This window comes from Methylobacterium sp. WL119, from assembly GCF_008039875.1.
In the GTDB taxonomy this organism is placed as follows: Bacteria; Pseudomonadota; Alphaproteobacteria; order Rhizobiales; family Beijerinckiaceae; genus Methylobacterium.
Genome location: NZ_VRUU01000066.1, coordinates 1 through 25,573 on the forward strand (window position 1 = coordinate 1; position 25,573 = coordinate 25,573).

Consider the following 25,573-nt stretch of genomic DNA (forward strand, 5'->3'; position numbering starts at 1 on the left):
GGCGAGTGGTGGCCGGCGGGCCTCGGCCGGCCGTCGAGCGCGGGCGCCCAGAACGGCCTGCGCTATGCCTACTTCCCGGAGACGCGGCGCCTGGCGATCGAGTCCGACGCCGGGGTCGCGCTCTACGACACCGGCGAGCACCAGATCTCGGGTGTCTCCCAGTCCGACGGCGCCCTGCGCTTCACCGGGCCGCAGGGCAGCATCGCCCTCGATACGCTGCGCCGCCTCGCGCCGGACGCGCCGACGCCCGCGCGCGACGCTTCTCCCGCTTCGGCCCCCGCCCCCGCTTCCGCTCCTGCTACGGCGCCGGACTCGTCGGGCGACGGGGACGTGTTCACGAAGATCGAGCGGCTCGCCGAGCTTCACGGCCGCGGGGTGCTGACCGAGGCCGAGTTCGCCGAGAAAAAGGCCGATCTGCTCTCGCGGCTCTGAGCCGGCGCCCCATATCGCAGGGGCGGCCGCGTTCCGGGCCGCCGGACCCCGCATGGCCTCGATCGGCGACCTCCTCGACATCTCCACGATCTATCACGAGCCCGCGGTGGAGACGTTTCCGCGCGGGCGCGAGATCCTGGCGCGCTACCCGGACGCGACGCGCATCCCGGTGCCCTCGCACTGGAACATCCCGGCGCTCCACGGCAACGAGGGCTCGGTCGAGGACTGGGTCCGGATCAAGCGCTCGACGCTGGTGCTAGGGGTGAAGAAGGGGCTGACGATGCGGCCCAACGGCCGCAGCGCCCACTTCATCGCACCCTCGACCTCGAACGGCTGCGCCATGGCCTGCGCCTACTGCTACGTGCCGCGGCGCAAGGGGTTTTCCAACCCGATCTCGCTGTTCGTGAACGTCGAGGCCGCCTGCGCGGCGATCGCGCGGCATGCCCGGAAGCAGGGCGCGCTGCCGGAGCCCGACACCATCGATCCCGCCGCCTGGGTCTACGACATCGGCGAGAACGGCGACCTCTCGGTCGACGCGGCGATCTGCGACAACGTCCGCGACCTCGTCGCGCTGTTCCGCACCCTGCCCAACGCCAAGGGCTCGTTCGCGACCAAGGCGGTGAACCGCGACCTGCTCGCCTACGACCCGCAGGGGCGCACCCGCATCCGATTCTCGCTGATGCCGGCACGGATCGCCAAGGTGGTCGACGTGCGCACGACGCCGATCGCCGAGCGGATCGCGGCGATCGACGACTTCGTGGCCGCGGGCTACGAGGTCCACGTCAACTTCTCGCCGGTCATTCTCTACGAGGGCTGGGAGGCGGATTGGCGGGCCTTGTTCGCCGAGATCGACGGCACGCTGTCGGACGCCGCCAAGGCCCAGCTCAAGTGCGAGATCATCCTGCTGACCCACAATGCCGGCCTGCACGCGGTCAATCTCGGCTGGCACCCGCGCGCCGAGGAGCTGCTGTGGCGGCCCGACATCCAGGAGGCCAAGGTCTCCGAAGGCGGGGGCGCCAACGTCCGCTACCGCGCCGGCTGGAAGGGCCGCTGGCTCACCCGCTTCAAGGCGGTGCTCGCGGAGACGATGCCGTACTGCACCGTGCGCTACGCGTTCTGAGCGGCGGGATCGAACCGTTCTCCGCCCCTGGGCGTTCCCGACCGCATCCGGGAGGACCGACCATCATGAGCGATCACGCACGGTACCTGAGCGAGGCGGTGCAGCTGGCCGCCGACAACGTCTGCGACGGCGGCACGCCCTACGGCGCCGTCCTGGTGCGCGGCGACGAGGTCCTGGCCCGGGTCGCCAACAACGTCCACACCACCAACGACCCGACCGGGCATGCCGAGATGGTGGCGCTGCGCGAGGCGAGCCGGCGCCTCAACAGCCGCGACCTGTCCGGCAGCGTGATGTACGCCAGCGGCCAGCCCTGCCCGATGTGCCACGCCGCGATGCGGCTGTCGGGCATCCGCGAGGGCTACTTCGCCAACGCCGCCGCCACGGCCGGCGAGTTCGGGCTGCTCGGCGCCGAGATCTACGCCGAGCTGTGCCGCCCGCTCGACGCGCAGCCTATGCGGCTGAAGCACCTCGACGTGCCGGACGCGACCGCGCCCTACGCGGCCTGGAAGGCGCGCAAGGACGAGGCCTGAGCCGATCGGCTCGGCGCGTCCCGGTCAGTGCGTCCAGGGCGCCGTGCGGTTGAACTTGAAATTGTCGGAGTAGGACAGGCCCTTGCGCGGGGGGGCCGTCTTCGGCTCCTCGACGCGGTAGACGATGCCGGCCTTCTTGGCGTAGGCGACCGCATCCTCGAGGGTCTCGAACTTGAGGTGGACCTGCTGCAGCATGTCGCCCGAGCCGGTCCACCCCATCAGCGGGTCGGTCTCGCGCGGCGCGGTCTGGTCGAACTCGAGGTGCCAGACCTTGGTCCGGGCCGTCCCCGACTGGGACGCGTCCTTCGACGGCTGGAAGATGCGGGCGCTCGACATGGCCTTCAGAAACCGCTCCGGAAATCGATGGTCGGGGCGATAGGATTCGAACCTACGACCCCCTGGTCCCAAACCAGGTGCGCTACCAGACTGCGCTACACCCCGACATGCCATCGGTCTTACGGGGTCGCCGGGGCGCGGGCAAGGTTCGATCGGTGTCGCGGCCCTAGACGCGGATGTCGAGGACTGTCCGCTCCATCGCGTCGGACGCGCGCAGGACCGCCGCGTTGGCCGCGAAGGCGGCCTTGTCCTCGATCAGCCGGACGGCCGTGCTCGACAGGTCGACCTGGGCCGCGCTCGGAAGGCTCGTCCCGATCTCGGCCACGCGCGTGGCGGTCGACTCGAACCTCTGCGACGCGGCAGCAAGGCCGGCACTGCTGATCGACGTCGCGCTGATCATGACCCGCCTCCCCGATGACGCGACTCAAACCATGGCGGGCCTGAAGGAAACCGCCGAGGATTGCCGCGCATTTGATCGATGACGGCGTGAAGACGAAGATACGATTGCGAAAGGCCGACGGCCAACGTGGTCCCTGCGGTATGACCGATGCGCGGGCGGTCCCAGAGGCGCCCCGCGCCGAACGCCGCTTGATCCGCGCCCTATCCGACCCACCTGCGGCATCGAGGGCGCGACGGTCCACGTCACCTGAGGATGTTTCGATGATCGATCTCTACTACTGGCCGACCCCGAACGGTCACAAGGTGACGATGTTCCTCGAGGAGGTCGGCCTCCCCTACACGATCAAGCCGGTCAACATCGGCAAGGGCGAGCAGTTCGATCCGGGCTTCCTGAAGATCGCGCCGAACAACCGCATGCCGGCGATCGTCGACCACGCGCCGGCCGACGGCGGCGCGCCGATCACGCTGTTCGAGTCGGGCGCGATCCTGCTCTACCTCGCCGAGAAGACCGGCCGGTTCCTGGCCACGGACCTCCGCGGCCGGCAGGAGGCGCTGCAATGGCTGTTCTGGCAGATGGGGGGCCTCGGCCCGATGCTCGGCCAGAACCACCACTTCTCGCAATACGCCCCCGAGAAGATCCCCTACGCGATCAACCGCTACGTCAACGAGACCAACCGGCTCTACGGCGTCCTCGACCGACGGCTCGCCGACCGCGACTTCGTCGCCGGCGATTACGGCATCGCCGACATGGCGGCCTATCCCTGGATCGTCCCGTGGGAGAAGCAGGGCCAGACCCTCGACGATCACCCGAACCTGAAGCGCTGGTTCCACGCCATCGCCGAGCGCCCCGCCACCAAGGCCGCCTACGCCCGCGCCCCGGAGGTCAACCCCGACCACGGCAAGACCATGAGCGAGGACGCCAAGAAGGTGATGTTCGGGCAGACGGCGGGGAACACCAAGCGCTGACGCGCACCTCCCTCCCCCCTTTGCGGGGGGAGGAAAGCGGCGTTACCGCCGTAGGCCGTCCAACCGCACCGGCGCCGCGTGCGGCCGCGTCGCCAGCATCTCGTCGATCAGCGCCAGGACCTCGGCACGCCCGCAATTGGCGGCGGGCTCGAACGGGGTCCAGGTCTGGGTGAAGTCGAGGCGGGCGAACACGTCGCGGTAATGGCGAAGTTCGTTCGTCGTCAGCGGCACGCCGCGCACGAAGGCCTTGTGCGCCGAGATCGTCACGGCGCGGCGGAAATCCTCCGGGTCCAGCTCGAACTTCAAAGCGTCGCCGCAGAAGCAGATCTTCCGCTGGCGATCGAACAGCACGGCGTGGCCGTCGAAGTGGCCGGCGGTGCGGTGGAGCTCGAGGCCCGGCAGCGGCTCGAGGAAGTCGTCGTAGGGCCACGAGACCTGCAGCGCGGCGCTCCAGGTGAAGTCGGCGGCGGGCAGGCACAGCTCCGGGTCGAACCGGTCCTGCAGCTGCACCAGCGCCCCGTAGGCGTGCGGGTGCGAGGCCGAGAGCACCTGCATGCCGCCCAAAGCGGCGATGTGGTCGAGCGCCGCCTCGCTGAAGACCGGGCAGCCCTCGAAGCCCATGTTGCCGGCCTCCGTGCAGATCAGGTAGCTCGACGGGCCGATGCCCGAGACCGGCTCGTTCCAGAACCGCCAGACGCCCGGCTCAAGCTCCTGCCAATGGCAGGGAAAGCGCGCCTGCGCGTCGTGCTTCGTCCAGAAGCGCCAGCCGTCCTGCGGCACGACGTGGCGGGCGTCGAGGCACATCGGGCAGGCCGGCGGGGTCTCGAAGTGGCGCTGCCAGAAGCCGCAATTGTCGCAAACGTAGGCCGGCAGATCGAGGGCGCCGGCAAAGGGCAGGTATCCGGGCACGCGTCGCCTCGTGGCAGTGGGGATGGTGCGGGGTTCCTATCAGGCGCCCCGCCGGAACGGGAGCCCGTCAGGGCCGCGGCAGCAGCCGCCGCGGGGAACGCGCCACCGCCGCGGCGCTCGCGAGCCCCGCTAGGGCGATTCCGGCCAGGCCCGCCATGAGCAGGTCGCGCTCCCGGCTGGTCCAGAACGCGGAACGGGTGCGCTTGGTCCGGGCGCCGAAGCGCCCGTCGATGCCGACGTCGCCCGGCACCGGGGCGTCGAGGTTGCCGGCCCGGTACGGCAGGTCCTCGTCGGCCATCTGCTTGGGCCACATCTCGGCGGCCTTCCGGTCGGCATAGCCCGGGACCAGGGCCTGGGCCGCCGCCATCATCACCGTGCTGCGGCCGACCCAGACCTCGCGGCGCGGATGCTCGGCGGCGTAGACGATGGCCTCGGCGCACAGGCGCGAATCGTAGACCGGGTCCGGCGCATTCTGGTCGCGGCCGGTCCGGTTGCGGGTCCAGCGGTATTGCGGGGTGTTGACCGCCGGCAGGTAGATCACGCTGAGCGAGACCGCGGACTTGTCGTGGATCAGCTCGCAGCGCAGCGAATCGGTGAAGCCCGAGACGGCGAACTTGGCCGCGCAGTACGGCGCCTGCAGCGCCGCGGCGCGGTAGCCCAGCCCGGACGAGACCTGGATGATCGCCCCGCGGTCGCGCGGCTTCATGAAGCGCAGAGCGGCGAGCGTGCCGTAGACCTGGCTGAGATAGGTCGTCTCGGTGACGCGGCGGTACTCGGCCGGCGTGATCCGGTCGGCCCGGCTCACCACCGTCGACATCGCGTTGTTGACCCAGGCGCGGACCGGCCCGAGCTCGGCTTCGATCCGGGCGGCGGCGGCGTCGACCGCCTCGGCATCCGACACGTCGGCCGAGATCGTCAGCACCGGGCGGCCGGAAGCCGCGAGGGCGGCGGCGGTCGCGCGCAGCCGGGCCTCGTCGCGGGCGATCACCGCCACCGACCAGCCGCGGGACGCGAACAGGTGGGCGGTGGCCAGGCCGATCCCGGCGGTGCCCCCTGTGACGACTGCGACCCGTGCCATGCGCGACTTCCCCCGACGTACCGCAGCGACAAGCGGTTGCGGCGCAAACGGTTGCGGCCCGCAGGCCGTGCCCAATGGACACGCCCTGCGGGCCGCGAAGGTCGCCGGCGCCGGGCCGGATCAGGTATGCGCGGGCGCCGCGTGCGCCGGGGCGCCGCCGTGGCCGTCGTCGGTGGTCTTGCCGCGCTTCTTGCCCACCCAGATCACGATGTTCCGGATCATCACGTAGAAGACCGGCGTCAGGAACAGGCCGAAGAAGGTCGCGCCGATCATTCCGAAGAACACCGCGGTGCCCAGCGCCTGGCGCATCTCGGCGCCGGGGCCGGTGGCGATCACCAGCGGCAGCACGCCGAGGATGAAGGCGAAGGCGGTCATCAGGATCGGGCGCAGGCGCAGGCGGCAGGCCTGGATCGCGGCGGCGACGGGGCCCTTGTGCTCCGCCTCCTCGATGTCGTGGGCGAACTCGACGATCAGGATGGCGTTCTTCGCCGCGAGACCGATCAGCACGATCAGGCCGATCTGGGTCAGGATGTTGTTGTCCTGCCCCCGCAGCTGCACGCCGAACAAGGCGGCCAGCACCCCGGTCGGCACCACCATCAGGATCGAGATCGGCAGCGCCCAGCTCTCGTACTGCGCGGCGAGCACCAGGAATACCAGCAGGATGCCCAGCGCGAACACGTAGACCGCCGTGTTGCCGGTGGCCTTCTGCTGGTAGGCGATCTCGGTCCAGTCGTAGGCGTAGCCCTCGGGCAGCGCCTTGGCGGCGATCTCCTCCATGGCGGTGAGCGCCTGGCCGGTCGAGACGCCGGGCTTGGCCACGCCCTGCACCGGCACCGAGTAGTACAGGTTGAACCGCTGCACGATCTGCGGGCCGGCGACGGTGCGCAGCGAGGCCAGGGTCCCCAGCGGCACCAGCGCGCCGGTGGAGGAGCGGACCTTGATCTGCGAGATGTCCTGCTGCGAGGTCCGGTAGGCGGCGTCGGATTGCAGGCGCACCTGGTAGATGCGGCCGAGCGTGTTGAAGTCGTTGACGTAGGCGCCGCCCAGGTCCGCCTGCACCGAGGCGAAGACGTTGGCCAGCGGCACGTTCAGCATCCGCGCGATCGTGCGGTCGATGTCGAGGTATAGCTGCGGCGTGTCGTTGCCGAAGGTGGTGAACACCCGCTGCACGTCGCTGCTCTGGTTGGCCTGGCCGATCAGCTCGCCGGCGGCGGCCAGCAGCGGCCCGGTCTCCGAGGATTGCCGGCTCTCGACCTGCATCTTGAAGCCGCCGCCGTTGCCGAGGCCGCGCACCGGCGGCGGCGGGATGACGATGACCCGCGCCTCCTGGATGTTGGCGGTGGCCTTCAGCACCTCGCCGGTGATCACCGCCGCGCTGCGCCCGTGGGTGGCGCGCTCCTTGGCGCCGGCCAGCGTGATGAACATCACGCCGGAGTTGGTGGTGTTGGTGAAGGTCGCGCCGTCGAAGCCGGCGATGATGACGGTGTTGGTCACGCCGTCGATCTTGCGCGCTTCCGCGGCCGCCCGGTTCACCGTCTCGGTGGTGCGGTCGAGCGAGGCGCCGGCCGGCAGCTGGACCACGCCGATGAGGTAGCCCTGGTCCTGGTCGGGGATGAAGCCCGTCGGCGTCGTCTGCACGAGGTGGATCGTGCCGAAGATGACGAAGCCGTAGAACACCATCACGGCGACGATGCCGACGCTGTAGCCGGTGAGCAGGCCGACGACCCGGGCGTAGCCGTTCGAGAGCGCCTCGAAGCCGCGGTTGAACAGGTCCGCGAGCCAGGCGATGAACCGCGTCAGGAAGAACTTCGGCTGCTTGCGCGCGTGGTGGGGCACCAGGAGCAGCTTGCAGAGCGCCGGAGACAGGGTCAGCGAGTTGAAGGCGGAGATGATCGTCGAGGCGGCGATCGTCAGCGCGAACTGCTTGTAGAACTGGCCCGAGATGCCGGGGATGAAGGCTGTCGGGATGAACACCGCGGCCAGCACGAGCGCGATGGCGACGACGGCCGAGCCGACCTCGTCCATGGTCTTGTGCGCGGCCTCGCCCGGCGACAGCCCCTCCTCCATGTTGCGCTCGACGTTCTCGACCACGACGATCGCGTCGTCGACGACGATGCCGATGGCGAGCACCAGCCCGAACAGGGTGAGGTTGTTCAGCGAGAACCCGAAGGCCGACATCGCCGCGAAGGTGCCGACGAGCGAGACGGGGATCGCGATCACCGGGATCAGCGCCGTGCGCCAGCTCTGGAGGAAGACCAGGATCACGATCACCACGAGGCCGACGGCCTCGAACAGGGTCTTGTAGACCTCCTGGATCGACTCCTCGATGAACTCGGTCGGGTTGTAGGCGATGCGGTACTCGACGTCGGGCGGGAAGTTCTTCTTCAGGTTCTCCATCACCTTCTTGACGGAGGCCGCGGCGTCGAGCGCGTTGGTGCCCGGGCGCTGGAACGCGCCGATGCCCACCGCCGGCGTCGCGTTCAGGAAGGAGTTGGTGGTGTAGTCCTTCTGGCCCATCTCGGTGCGGGCGACGTCCTTCACCCGCACCAGGCGGCCGTTGGTCGCCTTCACGATGACGTCGGCGAACTCCTCCGGCGTCTGGAAGCGCCCCTGCGACTGCACCACGAGCTGGAACGCCTCGCCGGTCTGGGCGGGCGGCGCGTTGAGCGCGCCGGCGGCGACCTGCACGTTCTGCTCCTGCAGCGCCGTGGTCACGTCGGTGGTGGAGAGCCCGTAGGCGGCGAGCTTGTTCGGGTCGAGCCAGATGCGCTCGGCGTACTCGTTGCCGCCGAAGATCGTGATGTCGCCGACGCCGTCCAGGCGCAGCATCTCGTCACGGATGTTCAGGTAGATGTAGTTGGCCAGGTAGTTCTGGTCGTAGGTCTTGTTCGGCGAGAGCAGGTGCACGACCAGCATCAGGTCGGGCGAGGCCTTGCGCACGGTGACGCCGAGGTTGCGCACGTCCGGCGGCAGGCGCGGCTGCGCCACCGAGAGCCGGTTCTGCACCAGCACGTTGGCGATATCGAGGTTGGTGCCGACCTTGAAGGTGACGGTCAGCAGCATGTTGCCGTCGTTGGTCGACAGCGACGTCATGTAGAGCATGTTGTCGACGCCGTTCACCTCCTGCTCGATCGGCGTCGCGATCGTCGCGGCCACCGTCTCGGCGTTGGCGCCGGGGAAGCTCGCGCGCACGGTGACCGTGGGCGGGACGATCTCGGGATATTGCGAGACCGGCAAGCTCTCGTAGGCGACGAAGCCGAGGAGCAGGAAGATGATCGACGTGACCGACGCGAAGATCGGCCGATCGACGAAGAAGTGGGCAAAACGCATCGGTCAAACCTCTGGGTCGCCGCCCCTCGCGGAGCCGGCGACCGGCGTCGTCGATGGCGCCGCACCGGTCGGGACCGGTGCCGCTCGTACGCTCGAGACCGCGGACGGCCTCAGGTCTTGCTCGGCGGCAGCGTGATCGATTCCGGCGAGACCTTGGCGCCGGGGCGCACGCGGGAGGTGCCGTTGACCACGATGGTCTCGTCGCCCTTCAGGCCGTCGCGGATCACGCGGTAGCCGTCGACCTTGGGGCCGAGCTTCACGTCCTTGGCCGTCACCGTCCCGTCCTCGCCGACGAGGTAGACGATGCGCTTGTCCTGGTTGGCGGCGACCGCCTCGTCCGGGATCATGACGCCCTGGAACGGCTTCGTCGCGGGCATCGAGACGATGCCGAACAAACCCGGCTTGATGAAGCCGTCGGCGTTCTCGACCGTGGCGCGCAGGAGGATCGTGCCGGTGGAGTTGTCGACGCGGTTGTCGACGAAGTCGAGGGTGCCCTTGCGGGTCGGCTTGGCCTCGCCCGACAGGGCGATCAGGATCGGGACGCCTTTGCCGCGCTGGGTCTGGCCCATGCCGATGCCGAGCGAGCCCTGGTACTTCAGGAACGACTTCTCGTCGACGGTGAAGGAGAAGTAGATCGGATCGAGCGAGACGATGGTGGTCAGCATCGTCTGGTCGGTGATGACGATGTTGCCCTCGGTGACGAGGCGCTGGCTGATCCGCCCGTTGATCGGCGACTTCACTTCCGAGAAGTCGAAGTTCAACTGGGCGTTGCGGAGCGCCGCCTCGGCACTGTCGACGTCGGCCTGCGCGGTCTGCGAGGCCTGGCGGCGCTGGTCGGTGACCTGCTCGGAGATGTTGCCGCCCTTCGACAGGGTCTGCGCGCGCTCCAGGTCGGTCTGCGAGAACGAGAGGCGGGCCTTGGCCGAGGTCAGCGAGGCCTGCGCCTGCTCCAGGGCCGCCTTGTAGGGCCGCCGGTCGATGACGAAGAGCACGTCGCCCTTCTTCACCGTGGCGCCGTCCGTGAAGTTGATCTTCTCGAGGTAGCCGGTCACCCGCGCGCGGACCTCGACGAACTCGATCGGGTCGAAGCGGCCGGTATACTGGTCCTGCTCGATGATCTCGCGGACCACGGGCTTGGCGACCGTCACCTTCGGCGGCGGGCCGCCCGGCGCCTGGGCACGGGCCTGCGGCGCGGCGAGCGCCGCGGCGATCACGATGAGGCTTGCGAGCCGACGCTTGTACATGGATGGTTCCCCAGCAGCCCGCCACCTATTCCCCGCAGCGCGCACAGGTTGTGCGACACCGCACATGGCTTCGCCGCGACCGACCGGGCGACGCGCATGCGGCCGTGCTTCGACGGGTCTACTCAATCGCTTCACCGGCCGACGACCAGTCGCGATAGCCGCCCTTGTAGTGTTCCGCGAGGCCGAGCCCGGTCTGCTGCATCGCGTTGAGCGCGTGGACCGAGCGCACGCCGGAGCCGCAGGAGAAGACCGCGCGGCGCCCGTCCGCCTCGATCAGAGCGGCCACCGCCGCCGGATCGAAGCTCGAGAGCGGGTGCATCACCGCTCCGGGGATGTGGCCGTTCTCGTATTCATGCGGCTCGCGCACGTCGATCACCAGCATCGACCCGTCGGCGAGACCCTGCTTGATCGCATCGCGGTCGAGGTCGACAACACGCATCGAACAATTCCCTGGGAGAGAGGCCGGCCGCGCGGGCTGACGCTTTTCCTTATTCGTCAGCCGCCCGCGGTGCAACACGCCGCCGAAGGCGCGCTGCGGATCAGAGCGCATCGAGCAGCGCGTCGGCCTGCTCGAAATGCGCCGCCCAGGTCGGCCCGGCGTAGCCGTCGAGACGCTGGGCCAGCGTCTGGCGAAGCCCGGAGCCCGGCCGGCTCAGATCCTCGACCGCCCGCCCCCAGCCGAGGCCGTCGAGGGGGTCGAGAAAGGCGGCGAAGCCCTCGGCGATCTCGCGGTGGACCGGAATTCCGGAGGCGACCACCGGCACGCCGGACGCCGCCGCCTCCACGATCGGGATGCCGTAGCCTTCGGTGAAGGACGGCATCAGCAGCGCCGTGCAGCTCCGCGTGAGCGCGGCGAGGCCGTGGGTCGAGAGCCCGGAGACCTCGACGACGTGCGGGCGGATCGCCTCGCAGCGCTCCAGCAGATCGACGACGTTCTCGGCCTCCCAGCCGCGGCGCCCGACCAGCACGAGCCGGGGCGTGGCCGGGCCGTGGCGCTCGGCGAGCTCCCGCCAGAGATGGAGCAGCAGCAGATGGTTCTTGCGCGGCTCGATCGTGCCGCAGACGAGGAAGGTCGGCCGGTCGGGGACGAAGCGCGGGCCGTCGCGCCCGAAGGCCGGCTCGACGCCGAGATGCCCGACCGCGAGCGGCGGACGCCCGAACCCGTCGGCGGCGAGGTGCGCCAGCGTCCGCTCGCCGGTATCGGCGGAATTCACGACGATGGCGGCCGCGTGCCGGCCGATGGTCCGCAGGCGCCGGCGATGGCGCTCGGCCTCGCCGGGCCGGCCGTATTCGGGATGGGTGATCGGGATCAGGTCGTGGACGAAGAACGCCGGCCGCACGTCGGTGCGGGTGTAGAGCCAGTCGAAGCGCTCCGGCTTGTCGAGGCGCAGGTGCGAGGTGTGCAGGTAGAGGCTGCCCTCCGGCAGGGCCGAGATCGGCGCGGCGCGCAGGATCCCGAGCACGGTCTCGGCCTGGATGCGCCGCCGGCGGATCGTGCCGGACCGCTGGTCGCGCCCGGCGACGGCCTCCGCCGGGCGGTCGGTGAGCCGTGCCTCGAGGCGGCGGTAGACCGGATCGGATTCGGCCACCACGTCCTCGGTCCAGCCGTCCGCGACCGCGTCGACGATGCGGGACGCGTGGTCCCGATCGAGGATGCGCGGCCCGAGGCCGGTCGAGACCAGCCCGAAGCGCGCGCCGGCGCCGTCGAGCACGTGGCGGGCATAGGCGAGGTCGACCCGGTCGATCCCGGACGGGCTCGCATGGCGCAGGCGGGTGACGAGGCGGGTGAGGTCGAAGGCGATCGGCCGTGTCGACATGATGCTCCGGATTGCGGCCCCCATGCAGGCCGGCCGGGTGTTACCGGGCCGAGGCGCGGAGGGCCAGCCGGTGCGATGCCTCGGGTTCGAACCGTTGGCCGATCGGGAACCGGTCGCGGTCGGCATATCGCAAGCCGGACGACGAGGAACGGGAGCCTGCGCCGGGGGCGGCCGCCGCCCGCCGCCGGCGACGGATGAAGGCTCTCGCGGCACGCGACGGACCGACCGCCGGGTTGCGCGCCCGGCTCCGGGCAGCCGTCAGCCGATCGACGCCTTTCCTCGTGCCGCCCGTCCCGGCAGGAAGCGATCCTTCATCTCCAGCACCTTCTGCACCTGGGCCCCGAGCGTCAGAAGCTGCACGAGGCGTTGCGTGTCGAGGCGGCGCACGTCACCGTACCAGCCGGCGAATAACTCGAAGAGATCGCGCATCTCGGTCAGGCGTTGCTGGGCGTAGCGTTCGTCGTCATCGCTCGGCGCCTCCATCAGCAGCTCGCGCAGCAGCGTCAGCGTCGGGTCGATCTCGCGCTTCTTGCGCTCCTCCACCAGGGTCCGGACGATCTGCCAGATGTCCTCCGGCGTCGAGAAGTAGTCGCGGCGGTCGCCGGGCCTGTGCTGAAGGCGGACGAGGCTCCAGGCCTGGAGCTCCTTGAGCCCCATGCTCACGTTCGAGCGGGACAGGCCGAGCTTGTCCACGATCTCCTCGGCATTGAGCCCCTGCGGCGACACGAACAGCAGCGCGTAGATCTGGCCGACCGTGCGATTGATGCCCCAGCGGGAGCCCATCTCGCCGAAATGCAGCACGAAGGCTTGCACGAGGGGAGGAAGCTGCATCGCCCGCTATGCCTTGAGCCAGAGGCGCAGCACGAAGGCGATCCCGCCCACGACGACGACCCCGCCGATCCAGAGGGCCACGAACCAGCCGAGCCGGCCGGCCCAACGCGGCATCAGCCCGCTCAATGGTAGCCGTCCGCGCCGACCTTGCCCCGGAAGACCCAGTACGCGTAGGCGGTGTAGGCGAGGATGACCGGGATGAGGACGCCCGCGCCGACCAGCATGAAGATCTGCGAGGATCTCGGCGAGGCCGCCTCCCAGATCGTCACCCGGCCGGGGACGATGTCGGGATAGATGCTGATTCCCAGACCGACATACGACAGGCCGAACAGCCCGAGCGCCAGCAGGAACGGCGCCCGCTCGGCCCCGCGCATGAGCGTCCGGAGGAACAGGACGCTGCCGAGCACGACCAGCAACGGCACCTGAGCCGTCAGCAACACGTTCGGCCAGGCGAACCAGCGGGCGGCGAAGGCGGCGTCGAGCAGCGGGGTCGCCGCGCTCACGGCCGCGATGCAGACGATGGTGGCGATCCCGAACCGGAACGCCATGCGTCGGCCAAGTTCGCGCGTCGTTCCCTCGGTCCGCATCACGAGCCACGTGGCGCCTAAGAGCGCGTAGCCCAGCACGAGGCTGATCCCGGTGAACAGGCTGAACGGCGTCAGCCAGTCCCACCGCCCGCCGCCGTAGCCGCGCCCGGTGACGGCGATGCCCTGGAGGAGAGCGCCCAGGGCGATGCCCTGCGCCAGGGCGGCGACCAGCGAGCCGCCCGCGAAGGCGACGTCCCAGAAGGCGCGATGGTGGGGATCGCGCCAGCGGAATTCGAAGGCCACGCCTCGGAAGACCAGGCCCAGCAGCATGGCGACGATCGGTGCGTAGAGGGCGGGCAGGATGATCGCGTAGGCGAGCGGGAACGCAGCGAAGAGGCCGCCGCCGCCGAGCACCAGCCACGTCTCGTTGCCATCCCAGACGGGCGCGATCGAGTTCATGGCGACGTTGCGTTCCTCCCCGGCCCGGAGGCTGGGAAACAGCAGCCCGACGCCGAGATCGAAGCCGTCCATCACCACGTAGGCGAAGACCGCGAACGCGATCACGAAGGCCCAGACCGTGGAGAGATCGAAGGCGGCGTTCATGGCTCCTACTCCGCCGGCTGCAGATGGCGATCGGGATCGACGGCGGGCGCGGGCGTGAGGCCGGCGGCGCGGATCGGCAGGCCGACCTCGGGGCCTTCCTCGCCGCGATGGGGCGCATGCGCCATCAGCCGCAGGATGTAGAGGATCCCCATGCCGAAGACCGAAAGGTAGATCACGACGAAGGCGAGCAGCGAGCTAGCGACGGCCGGCACCTGCAGCGGAGACGCGGATTGCGCGGTGCGCAGCAGGCCGTAGACCGTGAAGGGCTGGCGGCCCACCTCCGTCGTGATCCAGCCGGCCAGCACCGCCACGAAGCCCGCGGGCCCCATCGTCACCGCGACGCGGTGCAGCCAGGTCGTCTCGTAGAGGCGCCCGCGCCACCGCGCCCACAGGCTCCACAGGCCGACGCCCAGCATCGCGACGCCGAGCCCGACCATGATGCGGAACGACCAGAACACGATCGGCACCGGCGGCCAATTCGCGCGCGGGACGCTGTCGAGCCCATCGAGGGCTGCGTCGAGCGAATGCTTCAGGATCAGCGACGAGAGCTTGGGCACCTCCAGCGCGTAGCGGACGGTCGCCGCGTCCTGGTCCGGCAGGCCGAACAGGATGAGCGGAGCCCCGTCCGGATGACCCCGGAAGTGGCCCTCCATCGCCATGACCTTGGCCGGTTGATGCGCGAGCGTGTTCAGGCCGTGGGCATCGCCCGCGAGGATCTGGAGCGGCGCGACGCAGGCCAGCATCCACATCGCCATGGAGAACATGGTGCGGGCGCCCGCATTGGCGCGGTCCCGCAGCAGGTGCCAGGCGCCCACGCCGCCGACCACGAGCGCCGTCGTCAGGTAGGCGGCCAGCACCATGTGCACGAGCCGATACGGGAACGACGGGTTGAAGACGATCGCCCACCAATCGAGGGGCACGAACTGACCTTGCGCATTCGTGCCGTACCCGGCCGGCGTCTGCATCCAGGAATTGACGGATACGATCCAGAACGCCGAGAAGCCGGTGCCGACCGCCACCATCAGGGTCGCCAGCATGTGCAGGCCGCGGCCGACCTTCTTCATGCCGAACAGCATCACGCCGAGAAAGCCGGCCTCCAGGAAGAAGGCCGACATGACCTCGTAGGCAATCAACGGCCCGAGCACCGGGCCGGTCCTGTCGGAATAGACCGACCAGTTGGTGCCGAACTGATAGCTCATCACCAGGCCGGAGACGACGCCCATCGCGAAAGCGATGGCGAAGATCTTGAGCCAGTAGTGGAAGAGATTGATGAACACCTCGCGGCCGGTCGCCAGCCACAGACCTTCGAGCACCGCGAGGTAGCTCGCCAGCCCGATCGAGAAAGACGGGAAGACGATGTGGAAGGCGACGGTGAACCCGAACTGCGCCCGCGCAAGCGTCAGCACGTCGATCTCGGATAGGAGAGACATGCCCGCGGCCTCGTCGATCTCGTCATTTCAGAAATTACCGAAATGACGATAAGAATGCAAGCCTATACGACGCACAAGGATAGGTCGGTTGTCGCATCGGCGGATGCCGTCGGGACCACGGGCCTGCGGGCGGGCGCCGAAGGTACGCGCCATCGCCGACGCCGCGATCCGACGACGAAGCCCCGACCCGCCGGCCTCGGCCGATCCGGCCGGCTTCGGGGGGCGCTTCGGAGCCCGTCCGACGACGGGCGCCGCCGAGCCGCCTCGGAAGGGCGGTGGCGGCCGGCGCCTCAGTACGTCCAGCGCTGCGCCTTCGAGACGAGGAAGTCGCGGAACGCCTGGACGCGGGCGACCGTGCGCATCTCCTCGGCGTAGACGAGATAGCTCTCCAGCGTCGGCATCTCGCTGTCGCGCAGCACCTGGACGAGGTGGTCGTCGCCGTCGACCGCGTAGTCCGGCAGGATGCCGATGCCGGCGCCGGTCTCCATCGCCCGCTGCAGCGCGCCGATGTTGTTGACGGTGAAGGCGACCGGGCGGCGCTCGCGGCCCTCGCGGCCGACATTGGCGAGCCAGTGCGCCGCCAGCAGGTAGGACGGCTCGTTGCCGCCGAAGGAGACGAGGCGGTGCTCGTCGAGGTCCTCGACGGTCTTGGGCTCGCCGAAGCGCTTGACGTAATCCTGGCTGGCGAAGGCGTGGTAGTGCACCGTGAACAGCCGGCGCTGGATCAGGTCGGGCTGGGCCGGCCGGCGCATGCGGATCGCGACGTCGGCCTCGCGCATAGCGAGGTCGAGCTCCTCGTTGGTCAGGATCAGCTCGATCCGCACGTCCGGGTAGAGGTCGAGGAATTCGGCGACGCGCTGGGCGAGCCACGCGGTGCCCAGCCCCACGGTGGTGGTCACCTTGAGGTCGCCCGACGGCCGCTCGCTGGTCTCGACGAGGCGGGCGCGGGTGTTCTCCAGCCGGAGCTTCATGTCGCGCGCGGCGCGGAACAGAAGGTCGCCCTGCTCGGTCAGGATCAGGCCGCGGGCGTGGCGGTGGAACAGCGGCGCCTTCAGCTCGCGCTCCAGGGCACTGATCTGGCGGCTCACCGCGGATTGGCTCAGGCCGATGTCGTCGCCGGCACGGGTGAAGCTGCCGGCTTCCGCGACGTTGAGGAAGATCCGGATCTTGTCCCAATCCACGGCGAGACTCCCTCACGCACCCAGACGACGCCGAGGCACGCGCGCCCCATTCCGGCCACCCGCGCCGTCGACCGACGCGGGCGTTTCCCGGCCCCGCTGCGACGCATCGGACCCGGCTGCGGTCGAACGGGCCCGGCCTCGTCGCGACGCCCGTCACTCATGCGTCCTGAGCATGGTCGCGCGCAAGGCGCCGCAAAAAGAAAATGTTGACAGATCCTCGGCGCGGGGCCGAACCGCGCAGTCCTCACCCGCCCGAACGGGGATTCGGGCCGGTGGACGAGCTCGCGCCTACTCGGCGGCGGCCTGTCGCGGGCTCTCGCCGATGTCGAGGTTGGCGAGGTACTTCTCCGCTTCCAGCGCAGCCATGCAGCCCATGCCGGCCGCGGTGATCGCCTGGCGGTAGACGTCGTCGGTGACGTCGCCGGCCGCGAACACGCCGGGAATCTCGGTCTCGGCGGTGCCGGGGCGGACGCTGAGGTAGCCGCCGTGGCGCATCGCGAGCTGGCCCTCGAACACCTCGGTCGCCGGCTTGTGGCCGATCGCGACGAACACGCCGTCAACCGGCACCGCGCTGGCCTCGCCGGTGCGGGTGTCCTTGAGGCGCAGGTGCGTCACCGACGGCGCGGGCGTGGTGGTGCCGCAGATCTCGTCGATCTCGCGGTTCCACAGCACCTCGACGTTCGGATGCTTGAACAGGCGCTCCTGCAGGATGCGCTCGGCGCGGAAGCTGTCCCGGCGGTGGATCACCGTGACCTTCGAGGCGAGGTTGGCGAGGTACAGGGCCTCCTCGACGGCCGTGTTGCCGCCGCCGACCACCGCCACCGGCTTGCCGCGGAAGAAGAAGCCGTCGCAGGTGGCGCAGGCCGAGACGCCCCCGCCCTGGAACTTGGCCTCCGACGGCAGGCCGAGCCACTTCGCCTGGGCGCCGGTGGCGATGATCAGCGCGTCGCAGGAATAGGTCTCGCCGGAATCGGCCTCGAGCCGGAACGGGCGCACCTTGAGGTCGACCTTGGTGATGTACTCCGACAGGATCGTGGTGCCGACATGCTCGGCCTGGAGCCGCATCTGCTCCATCAGCCACGGCCCCTGGATCGCCTCGGCGAAGCCCGGATAGTTCTCGACGTCGGTGGTGATCATCAGCTGGCCGCCGGGCTGGAAGCCCGAGATCAGCAGCGGCTGCACCATGGCACGGGCCGCGTAGATCGCGGCCGTGTAACCGGCCGGCCCCGAACCGACGATGATCAGCCTGGAATGGGTGTGGGCCATGACGTCCTCGAATCCCTCGCTCTAAGCCTCGGCGACGTGCCGGCCGGCCGGCAGACCGCCCTGTGCCGCCCGGAAGGCGGCGTAGCCGTCGGCGAGCGCCTGGGCGATCACCGGCGTGGCGTTGATCGGCTTGTAGGCCAGCGGCTCCAACCGCCCGGTAAACGGCCGCAAGGCGCCGGCCATCGCCAGCCCCGCGAACATCCGCCGGTGGCGGATATAGGTACGCGGCAGGTCGAACAGCAGCACCGGCGCGCCGGTGGACACCGCCTCGCTGACCATGTTCGCCGAATCGGAGGTGACCACCACCGCGTCGGCCAGCGCCAGCATCGCCACGTAAGGGTTGTCGCCGCCGCCGTCCCAGAGGAACCCGCCGGTCTCCGAAACAAGCGTGCGGATCGCGTCGCGCAGTGGGTCCGGCGTGCGGCGCGAGACGGTGACCATCAGCCGGCAGCCCGACCCGGCGAGCTTGCGCAGGTCGTCGACCAGGCGCTGCATGTCGAGGGCGCGATAGCTCAGGTGTCGGCTGTCCCCGCCGATCAGCACCGCGACCCGCGGCCCGTCGAGCGCCGTCAGCCGGGGGTCCGGCCGCGCGCGGGCGGCCGCGATCCGCTCGGCGGTGACGAGGTGCGGCGCGGTCAGCGTGGTGAAGACGTTGGGGCCGCGCAGGTCGTCGTAGTCGGGCACCCAGATGAAGTCGGCGCTGTCGTGCCCGGTGCGCGGGTCCTTCAGGAAGGCGGTGAAGGTGCGTCCCGGCGCGGCCCGGCGCATCGCGCGGAGATAAGGCACCGCGCGCCGCCCGGAGGCGATCAGGATGTCGGGATAGGGCCCGGCCAGCGCGCCGCGGCTGCGATACGGGCCCTGGCGCGGGTCGATCGGCCCCCACGGCGCCGTCCAGCCGAACGGGCCGTGCGACGGCACCCGGCGGATCTCGTAGGACAGGCGAAGGGTCTCGGCGATGCCGACGCACTGGTTCTCGTCGCCGGCCTTGCCGTCGGTGACGATCCAGGCGCGGGCGCCGGAAAGCGCCGGGGCGGCGTGCGTCTCGGAGGAGGGGATCACGTCAGTCGACGGGCAGGTTGCGGACGAGCCAGTCGGCGTAGATGTCGGCGATGGCGGTCACGCGGCTCCGCTCGGATTGCGGATCGTACCACGCCCCGCCGAAGCTCGACGGGGTGGCGGTGAGCTGCGGGTGGCGCCCGAGGATCGCGCCGTCGCGGGCGACCAGCAGCGCCTCGCCGTCGAGGTAGTCGTTCTGCGAGCCGCCCCCGAAGCCGGAGCGGCCGCTGTTGTTGCCGCCGGCGTAGGGCCGCAGCGAGAAGCCGCGGACCAGGACCACGAGGCTCGGGCCGCGGCCGCCGAGGCGGGCCGCGAAGCGGCTGCGCAGGGCCGCGGTCAGGTCGGCGCGCAGCGCCTCGGCCTGGGCCCCGGCGCCGAGCGCCACGAGCGGGCGCACGTCGACGCGGACGTCGGAGAAGCGGTCGCCCTGCAGGCTCGGAAAATCGCCGGCCGAGGCCGGGGCGGCGACGGCCGAAGCGGTCACGGCCAGGGCGGTCACGGCCGGTGCGGCCAGAGCCGGGAGGGCCAGCAGCCCGGCGATCCAGCGTCGCGCCATCCGCACCGGTCAGCCCCCGTACCGGATGCCGACGACCTCGTAGGACTTGCCGCCGCCGGGCGTCGTCACCTCGACGGAATCGCCGACGCCCTTGCCGATCAGCGCCCGCGCGATCGGCGAGGTGATCGAGACCCGGCCCGAATGCACGTCGGCCTCGGGCTCGCCGACGATCTGGTAGGTCTTCTCTTCCTCCGTATCGTCGTCGACGAGCTTCACGGTCGCGCCGAACTTGATCTTGTCGCCCGAGAGCTTGGTGACGTCGATGATCTCGGCGCGCGCGATCAGGCTCTCCAGCTCGAGCACGCGGCCCTCGTTGTGAGACTGCGCCTCCTTGGCGGCGTGATACTCGGCGTTCTCGGAGAGGTCGCCGTGCGCGCGCGCCTCGGAGATCGCCGCGACGATGCGCGGGCGCTCCACCTGCTGGCGGTGCTTCAGCTCCTCCTCCATGGCTGCGAAGCCACGCACCGTGATCGGAACCTTGTCTATCGCCATCGTCTCGCGCCACAATGAAGAGGCCCGGCCGGACGCGGGGATGCCGCGCCCTCCGGGCCAGATTCCAAAACCTGTCCGAGCGCAGGGTCCGCGATCGGTCAGAAACGTCGTGTCGCCGCCCGGCTTCAGGCTGCGAAGTATTCCTGCAGGGCGCGGACCCGAAGGTCACCTTCGAGATAGGCCTGAATGCCCTCGGCCGCCGCCATCGCTCCGGCCAGAGTGGTGTAGTACGGCACCTTATGCAAGAGGGCCGCCCGGCGGAGCGAGCGCGAGTCCGACAGCGCGCCGGCCCCCTCGGTGGTGTTCAGGACGAGCTGGATGTCCCCGTTCTTGATCGAGTCGACCACGTGCGGCCGGCCTTCGAGCACCTTGTTCACCCGGTCGCAGGCGACGCCGTTCTCGACGAGGTAGCGCTGGGTGCCGCCGGTCGCCACGATCGCGAAGCCGAGCCCGGCCAGCAGCCGGATCGAGGGCAGGATGCGTGCCTTGTCGCCGTCCCGCACCGAGACGAACACCGTCCCCGAGCGCGGCACCTTGGTGCCCGAGCCGAGCTGGCTCTTGGCGAAGGCGACGCCGAAGCCGGCATCGAGCCCGATGACCTCGCCGGTGGAGCGCATCTCCGGCCCGAGCAGCACGTCGACGCCGGGGAAGCGCGCGAACGGGAACACCGCCTCCTTCACCGCGATGTGGTTGAGGACCTTCTTCTTCAGCCCGAACGCGGCCAGCGCCTCGCCGGCCATGACCCGGGCGGCGATCTTGGCGATCGGCTCGCCGATCACCTTGGCGACGAACGGCACCGTGCGGGACGCGCGCGGGTTCACCTCCAGCACGTAGATCGTGCCGTCCTTGATCGCGTACTGCACGTTCATCAGGCCGCCGACCTTCAGCGCCAGCGCCATCGCCTTGGTCTGGCGCTCCAGCTCGGCGATGATCTCGGGCGAGAGCGAGCGCGAGGGCAGCGAGCAGGCCGAGTCGCCGGAATGGATGCCGGCCTCCTCGATGTGCTCCATGATCCCGGCGATGAACACGTCGGTGCCGTCGCAGACCGCGTCGACGTCGATCTCGACCGCATCCGACAGGTAGCGGTCGAACAGCAGCGGGTTCTTGCCGAGCACCGTGTTGATCTGGCCGGTCTTGTCGTTGGGGTAGCGCGACTTGACCTCGGACGGGATCAGGCTCGGCAGGGTGTCGAGCAGGTAGTCGGCGAACTGGGTCTCGTCGCGGATGATCGCCATGGCGCGGCCGCCGAGCACGTAGCTCGGGCGCACCACGAAGGGCAGGCCGAGGTCGGCCGCGACCATCCGGCCCTGCTCGACCGAGTAGGCGATGCCGTTCTTGGGCTGCTTCATCCCGAGCTTGTCGAGGAGCCGCTTGAACTGGTCGCGGTCCTCGGCGAGGTCGATCGCGTCCGGCGAGGTGCCGAGGATCGGCACGCCGGCGGCTTCGAGCGCGCGGGCGAGCTTCAGCGGCGTCTGGCCGCCGAACTGGACGATGACCCCGTGCAGGGTGCCGTTCTGCCGCTCGGTCTCGATGATCTCGAGCACGTCCTCCTGCGTCAGCGGCTCGAAGTAGAGCCGGTCGGAGGTGTCGTAATCGGTCGAGACGGTCTCCGGGTTGCAGTTGACCATGATGGTCTCGTAGCCCGCCTCCGACAGCGCGTAGCAGGCGTGGCAGCAGCAATAGTCGAACTCGATGCCCTGGCCGATCCGGTTCGGGCCGCCGCCGAGGATGATGACCTTCCTGGCCGCGGTCGGCTGGGCCTCGTCGGCGACCGTGCCGGCGAAGGGGGCGACGTAGGTCGAGTACATGTAGGCGGTCGGCGCCTTGAACTCGGCGGCACAGGTGTCGATCCGCTTGAACACCGGCCGCACCTTCAGCGCGCGGCGCGCCTCGCGCACCGACGGCTCGTCGGTCCCGGCGAGGACGGCCAGGCGCGCGTCGGAGAAGCCCGCGGCCTTGAGCTGGCGGAACGCGCCCGGCGTCGCCGGCAGGCCGTGCGCCTTGACCCGGTTCTCCAGGTCGATGATGCCCTGCAGCTGCTCCAGGAACCACGGGTCGATCTTGCACGAGGCGTGGACCTCGGCATGGCTCACCCCGAGGCGCAACGCCTGCGCGACGTTGAGCAGCCGGTCCGGCGTCGGCGTGCCGATCGCCGCCTTGATCGCGTTGTGGTCGTCGCCCTTGCCGAGCCCCTCGATCTCGATCTCGTCGAGGCCGGTGAGCCCGGTCTCGAGAGAGCGCAGGGCCTTCTGCAGCGATTCGGCGAAGCACCGGCCGATCGCCATCGCCTCGCCGACCGACTTCATCGCGGTGGTCAGCGTCGGCTCGGCGCCGGGGAACTTCTCGAACGCGAAGCGGGGGATCTTGGTGACGACGTAGTCGATCGTCGGCTCGAACGAGGCCGGGGTCGCGCCGCCGGTGATGTCGTTGGCGATCTCGTCGAGGGTGTAGCCGACGGCCAGCTTGGCCGCGACCTTGGCGATCGGGAAGCCGGTGGCCTTCGACGCCAGCGCCGAGGAGCGCGACACGCGCGGGTTCATCTCGATGACGATCATCCGGCCGGTGGCCGGGTCGATGGCGAACTGCACGTTCGAGCCGCCGGTCTCGACGCCGATCTCGCGCAGCACCGCGAGGGATGCGTCGCGCATCACCTGGTATTCCTTGTCGGTCAGCGTCAGCGCCGGCGCGACGGTGACGGAATCGCCGGTGTGGACGCCCATCGGGTCGATGTTCTCGATCGAACAGACGATGATGCAGTTGTCCGCCTTGTCGCGGACGACCTCCATCTCATACTCCTTCCAGCCGAGCACCGATTCCTCGATCAGCACCTCGTTGGTCGGCGACGCGTCGATGCCGCGCTCGACGATGTCGAGGAATTCCTCGCGGTTGTAGGCGATGCCGCCGCCGGTGCCGCCCATGGTGAAGGACGGCCGGATGATCGCCGGCAGGCCGACCTCGGCGAGCGCGATCAGGGCCTGGCCCAGCGCGTGCTCGATGTAGCGCTTGCGCCGGTCGCCCTCGCCCGCATGCCAGGTCTTCTCGAAGGCGGCGACCGCCGCGTCCCGGTCGGCACCCGCAGGCCACTGCGCCTCGATGCGGGCGATCTCGGCGAGGCGCCTGTCGCGGTCGGCCTTCTTCGGCACCGAGGCGTTGGCGAGCTCCGATTTCGGCGTCTCGAGGCCGATCTTGGTCATCGCGTCGCGGAAGAGATGGCGGTCCTCGGCCTTGTCGATGGCCTCGGCCGTCGCGCCGATCATCTGCACGCCGTACTTCTCCAGCACGCCCATGCGCTGGAGCGAGAGCGCGCAGTTCAGCGCGGTCTGGCCGCCCATGGTCGGCAGGATCGCGTCCGGCCGCTCCTTCTCGATGATCTTGGCGACGATCTCCGGGGTGATCGGCTCGACGTAGGTCGCATCCGCCATGTCCGGGTCGGTCATGATGGTGGCCGGGTTCGAGTTGACCAGCACGATCCGGTAGCCCTCCTCGCGGAGCGCCTTGCAGGCCTGGGTGCCGGAATAGTCGAACTCGCAGGCCTGCCCGATGATGATCGGCCCCGCACCGACGATGAGGATTGAGGAGATATCGGTGCGCTTCGGCATCGGACGCCTTGGATGCGCTCACACGTGCCCGACCGCGCAGCCCGGCTCTCGGGGCGGCGCGGATGGGCGCAGGCGGCGGGATTGTCGTTGAGACCCGCGTCTACACGCAGCCGGAGGCGTTTGAAAGGGCGTGTGCACGCATGGTTGGGCCGCCCCGAAACCGGGGACGCGTTTCCGACCCGGCCGGGATGGGTTCAAGCCCTCTCAACGCTCGACCGGATGATGCGCCCTCCTCCCGCACGCGGGGAAAGGGATCGCTTGGCTGTCGAAGCGGGAGCGGAGAAACCGCCCTGCTCGCGTCAGAGGCCGGCGTAGAGCGCGGCGACGGCGCGGTCGATCGAGAGGTAGAACACGCCGAAGGCGACCAGCGCCGCGACCGCGAACTCCATGGCGACGCTCGGAAGCGTCTGCGAGCGGCGGATCACCTCGCGGCCGAAGACCAGCGAGACCCAGGCCAGCGTCAGCAGCGCCGGCATCACGAACAGGTAGGAGACCGTGCTCTCGATGTGGTCGAGGCCGTTGGCCGGGTCGAGGATCGCGCGGATGTTGCGCACCCACGGCGCGTAGCAGGCGGCGTAGAGCGTGGTCAGCCACGACAGGCCGACGGCGACCCCGAGATGGAAGCTGAAGATGCGGTGCAGACGGGAGAAGTCGTCGCGCGCGTCGTCGAAGGTCATTCGTCAGCCCCGTTCATCGTCGAGATCGGCCCGGCGACGATCGTTGCGGCGTCGTCGTTAACGGGCGGTTGACGACGGGATGGGGGACGATCCTGTGTTTTGTGTGACGCCGGGCCCCAGGCCCGGCGCCCAAATCGTGGCAGTCCCGGTCTAGCCGACGCCCTCGAACAGCGCCGAGGAGATGTAGCGCTCGGCGAACGAGCACGCGACCGTGACGATGCGCTTGCCCTTGAACTCCGGCCGGCCCGCCAGCTCCAGCGCCGCCGCGACGTTGCCGCCGGTGGAGATGCCGCCGGGGATGCCCTCGAGGCGGGCGAGCTCGCGGGCGGTCTCGAACGCCTGCTGGTTCGAGACGGTGATCACGCCGTCGACGATCGCGCGGTCGAGGTTGTCCGGGATGAAGCCCGCGCCGATGCCCTGGATCTTGTGCGGCCCCGGCTGCCCGCCGGAGATGACCGGCGAATCCGTCGGCTCGACCGCGAACACCTTCAGGTTCGGCAGGCGCGGCTTCAGCACCGAGCCGACGCCGGTGATCGTCCCGCCGGTGCCGACGCCGGCCACGAACGCGTCGAGCTGGCCGTCGGTGTCGTTCCAGATCTCTTCCGCCGTCGTCCTGCGGTGGATCTCCGGGTTGGCGGGGTTCGAGAATTGCTGCGGCATCACCGAGCCGGGGATCTCGCCGAGCAGCTCCTCGGCCTTGGCGATGGCGCCCTTCATGCCCTGCGGGCCGGGCGTCAGCGCCAGCTCGGCGCCGAGGAAGGCCAGCATCTTGCGGCGCTCGAGCGACATCGTCTCGGGCATCACCAGGATCAGGCGGTAGCCGCGGGCGGCGGCCACGAAGGCCAGCGCGATGCCGGTGTTGCCGGAGGTCGGCTCGACCAGGGTGCCGCCGGGCTTCAGCTTGCCCGAGGCCTCCAGCGCGTCGATCATGTTGACGCCGATGCGGTCCTTCACGCTGGCGATCGGGTTGAAGAACTCGAGCTTCAGCAGGATCTCGGCGTCGATGCCGCGCGCCTGCGGCAGGCGGTTCAGGCGGACGAGCGGCGTGTTGCCGATCGTCTCGGTGATCGAGCCGTAGACGCGGCCATGGCCGGGCTTGCGGGCTGGGGTCTCGACAGATGCCATGGTCGCGAATCTCCGAAGGACGCTCAGGTGACGGCGCGCCGGGCCGCCCGCGCGGGGGCGGGACCGGGC

General features: G+C 70.0%; 25 protein-coding genes and 1 tRNA gene. 5 read left to right on the forward strand and 21 right to left on the reverse strand.

Going from position 1 to position 25,573, the window contains the following annotated elements:
* From FV227_RS19945 to FV227_RS19955, 3 genes are all read left to right on the forward strand, one after another.
* Positions 1-432 (forward strand): SHOCT domain-containing protein (locus FV227_RS19945; protein WP_147859745.1); only part of this gene is annotated, 432 nt, incomplete at its 5' end.
* Between the two features lie 52 nt (positions 433-484).
* The gene (locus tag FV227_RS19950; RefSeq protein ID WP_147726083.1) at positions 485-1,552 is read left to right on the forward strand and encodes a spore photoproduct lyase family protein; all 1,068 of its coding nucleotides are present in this window, start codon (positions 485-487) and stop codon (positions 1,550-1,552) included.
* Between the two features lie 65 nt (positions 1,553-1,617).
* Positions 1,618-2,082, forward strand: coding sequence for a nucleoside deaminase (locus FV227_RS19955; protein WP_147726082.1), 465 nt, complete (start codon positions 1,618-1,620; stop codon positions 2,080-2,082).
* A gap of 24 nt (positions 2,083-2,106) precedes the next feature.
* On the opposite strand, the gene FV227_RS19960 is transcribed toward FV227_RS19955, so the two are convergent.
* From FV227_RS19960 to FV227_RS19970, 3 genes are all read right to left on the reverse strand, one after another.
* Positions 2,107-2,418 (reverse strand): ETC complex I subunit, encoded by a 312-nt coding sequence (locus tag FV227_RS19960; protein WP_147859746.1) that lies wholly within the window; start codon positions 2,416-2,418, stop codon positions 2,107-2,109.
* A 28-nt stretch (positions 2,419-2,446) separates the two neighbouring features.
* Positions 2,447-2,523, reverse strand: a tRNA-Pro gene (locus FV227_RS19965).
* A 61-nt stretch (positions 2,524-2,584) separates the two neighbouring features.
* A complete protein-coding gene (locus FV227_RS19970; RefSeq protein ID WP_246686524.1) occupies positions 2,585-2,743 on the reverse strand; it encodes a hypothetical protein in 159 nt (52 codons plus the stop codon).
* A 4-nt stretch (positions 2,744-2,747) separates the two neighbouring features.
* Between FV227_RS19970 and FV227_RS29150 the strand changes: the two genes are divergently transcribed.
* Together FV227_RS29150 and FV227_RS19975 are read left to right on the forward strand one after the other, a co-directional pair.
* Positions 2,748-2,900 (forward strand): hypothetical protein, encoded by a 153-nt coding sequence (locus FV227_RS29150; protein ID WP_187274883.1) that lies wholly within the window; start codon positions 2,748-2,750, stop codon positions 2,898-2,900.
* Positions 2,901-3,078: 178 nt separating this feature from the next.
* Complete coding sequence (locus tag FV227_RS19975) at positions 3,079-3,783, forward strand: glutathione S-transferase N-terminal domain-containing protein (protein WP_147726072.1); 705 nt, start codon at positions 3,079-3,081, stop codon at positions 3,781-3,783.
* Between the two features lie 42 nt (positions 3,784-3,825).
* Here the strand turns inward: FV227_RS19975 and FV227_RS19980 are convergent, their stop codons facing one another.
* The 18 genes from FV227_RS19980 to cysK all read right to left on the reverse strand — a co-directional run bounded on the left by FV227_RS19980 (position 3,826) and on the right by cysK (position 25,504).
* A complete protein-coding gene (locus FV227_RS19980; protein ID WP_147726071.1) occupies positions 3,826-4,692 on the reverse strand; it encodes an MBL fold metallo-hydrolase in 867 nt (288 codons plus the stop codon).
* A gap of 67 nt (positions 4,693-4,759) precedes the next feature.
* A complete protein-coding gene (locus FV227_RS19985) occupies positions 4,760-5,770 on the reverse strand; it encodes an SDR family oxidoreductase (protein WP_147859747.1) in 1,011 nt (336 codons plus the stop codon).
* A 120-nt stretch (positions 5,771-5,890) separates the two neighbouring features.
* A complete protein-coding gene (locus FV227_RS19990) occupies positions 5,891-9,100 on the reverse strand; it encodes a multidrug efflux RND transporter permease subunit (RefSeq protein ID WP_147728429.1) in 3,210 nt (1,069 codons plus the stop codon).
* 110 nt (positions 9,101-9,210) lie between these two features.
* A complete protein-coding gene (locus tag FV227_RS19995) occupies positions 9,211-10,344 on the reverse strand; it encodes an efflux RND transporter periplasmic adaptor subunit (protein ID WP_147728428.1) in 1,134 nt (377 codons plus the stop codon).
* 118 nt (positions 10,345-10,462) lie between these two features.
* Positions 10,463-10,783: a rhodanese-like domain-containing protein gene (locus FV227_RS20000; protein WP_147728427.1), complete on the reverse strand. Its 321-nt coding sequence runs from the start codon at positions 10,781-10,783 to the stop codon at positions 10,463-10,465.
* Between the two features lie 100 nt (positions 10,784-10,883).
* Positions 10,884-12,161, reverse strand: a complete 1,278-nt coding sequence (locus tag FV227_RS20005) for a glycosyltransferase family 1 protein (protein ID WP_147859748.1) — start codon at positions 12,159-12,161, stop codon at positions 10,884-10,886.
* A 258-nt stretch (positions 12,162-12,419) separates the two neighbouring features.
* Complete coding sequence (locus FV227_RS20010; protein WP_147859749.1) at positions 12,420-12,992, reverse strand: GbsR/MarR family transcriptional regulator; 573 nt, start codon at positions 12,990-12,992, stop codon at positions 12,420-12,422.
* 6 nt (positions 12,993-12,998) lie between these two features.
* Entirely contained in the window at positions 12,999-13,106 is a 108-nt protein-coding gene (locus FV227_RS20015) for a DUF2474 domain-containing protein (RefSeq protein ID WP_147727815.1), read from the reverse strand.
* Positions 13,107-13,114: 8 nt separating this feature from the next.
* A complete protein-coding gene (cydB, locus tag FV227_RS20020; protein WP_147727816.1) occupies positions 13,115-14,122 on the reverse strand; it encodes a cytochrome d ubiquinol oxidase subunit II in 1,008 nt (335 codons plus the stop codon).
* 5 nt (positions 14,123-14,127) lie between these two features.
* Positions 14,128-15,552 (reverse strand): cytochrome ubiquinol oxidase subunit I, encoded by a 1,425-nt coding sequence (locus FV227_RS20025; protein WP_147859750.1) that lies wholly within the window; start codon positions 15,550-15,552, stop codon positions 14,128-14,130.
* Between the two features lie 290 nt (positions 15,553-15,842).
* Positions 15,843-16,733 (reverse strand): LysR family transcriptional regulator, encoded by an 891-nt coding sequence (locus FV227_RS20030; protein ID WP_147727817.1) that lies wholly within the window; start codon positions 16,731-16,733, stop codon positions 15,843-15,845.
* A gap of 288 nt (positions 16,734-17,021) precedes the next feature.
* A complete protein-coding gene (gene trxB, locus FV227_RS20035) occupies positions 17,022-17,999 on the reverse strand; it encodes a thioredoxin-disulfide reductase (RefSeq protein ID WP_147727818.1) in 978 nt (325 codons plus the stop codon).
* Between the two features lie 21 nt (positions 18,000-18,020).
* Positions 18,021-19,058, reverse strand: coding sequence for a mitochondrial fission ELM1 family protein (locus FV227_RS20040; RefSeq protein WP_147859751.1), 1,038 nt, complete (start codon positions 19,056-19,058; stop codon positions 18,021-18,023).
* Between the two features lies 1 nt (position 19,059).
* Positions 19,060-19,611, reverse strand: a complete 552-nt coding sequence (locus FV227_RS20045) for a hypothetical protein (RefSeq protein ID WP_147859752.1) — start codon at positions 19,609-19,611, stop codon at positions 19,060-19,062.
* Between the two features lie 9 nt (positions 19,612-19,620).
* On the reverse strand, positions 19,621-20,097 hold the full coding sequence (gene greA, locus FV227_RS20050; protein WP_187274882.1) for a transcription elongation factor GreA: 477 nt from the start codon (positions 20,095-20,097) through the stop codon (positions 19,621-19,623).
* A 131-nt stretch (positions 20,098-20,228) separates the two neighbouring features.
* Entirely contained in the window at positions 20,229-23,702 is a 3,474-nt protein-coding gene (gene carB / locus FV227_RS20055) for a carbamoyl-phosphate synthase large subunit (protein ID WP_147727011.1), read from the reverse strand.
* A 299-nt stretch (positions 23,703-24,001) separates the two neighbouring features.
* Positions 24,002-24,379, reverse strand: coding sequence for a hypothetical protein (locus FV227_RS20060; RefSeq protein ID WP_147727012.1), 378 nt, complete (start codon positions 24,377-24,379; stop codon positions 24,002-24,004).
* Positions 24,380-24,529: 150 nt separating this feature from the next.
* Positions 24,530-25,504 carry a cysteine synthase A gene (gene cysK / locus FV227_RS20065; RefSeq protein WP_147727013.1) on the reverse strand — a complete coding sequence of 325 codons (975 nt, stop codon included), beginning with the start codon at positions 25,502-25,504 and terminating at the stop codon, positions 24,530-24,532.
* Positions 25,505-25,573 lie beyond the last annotated feature (69 nt).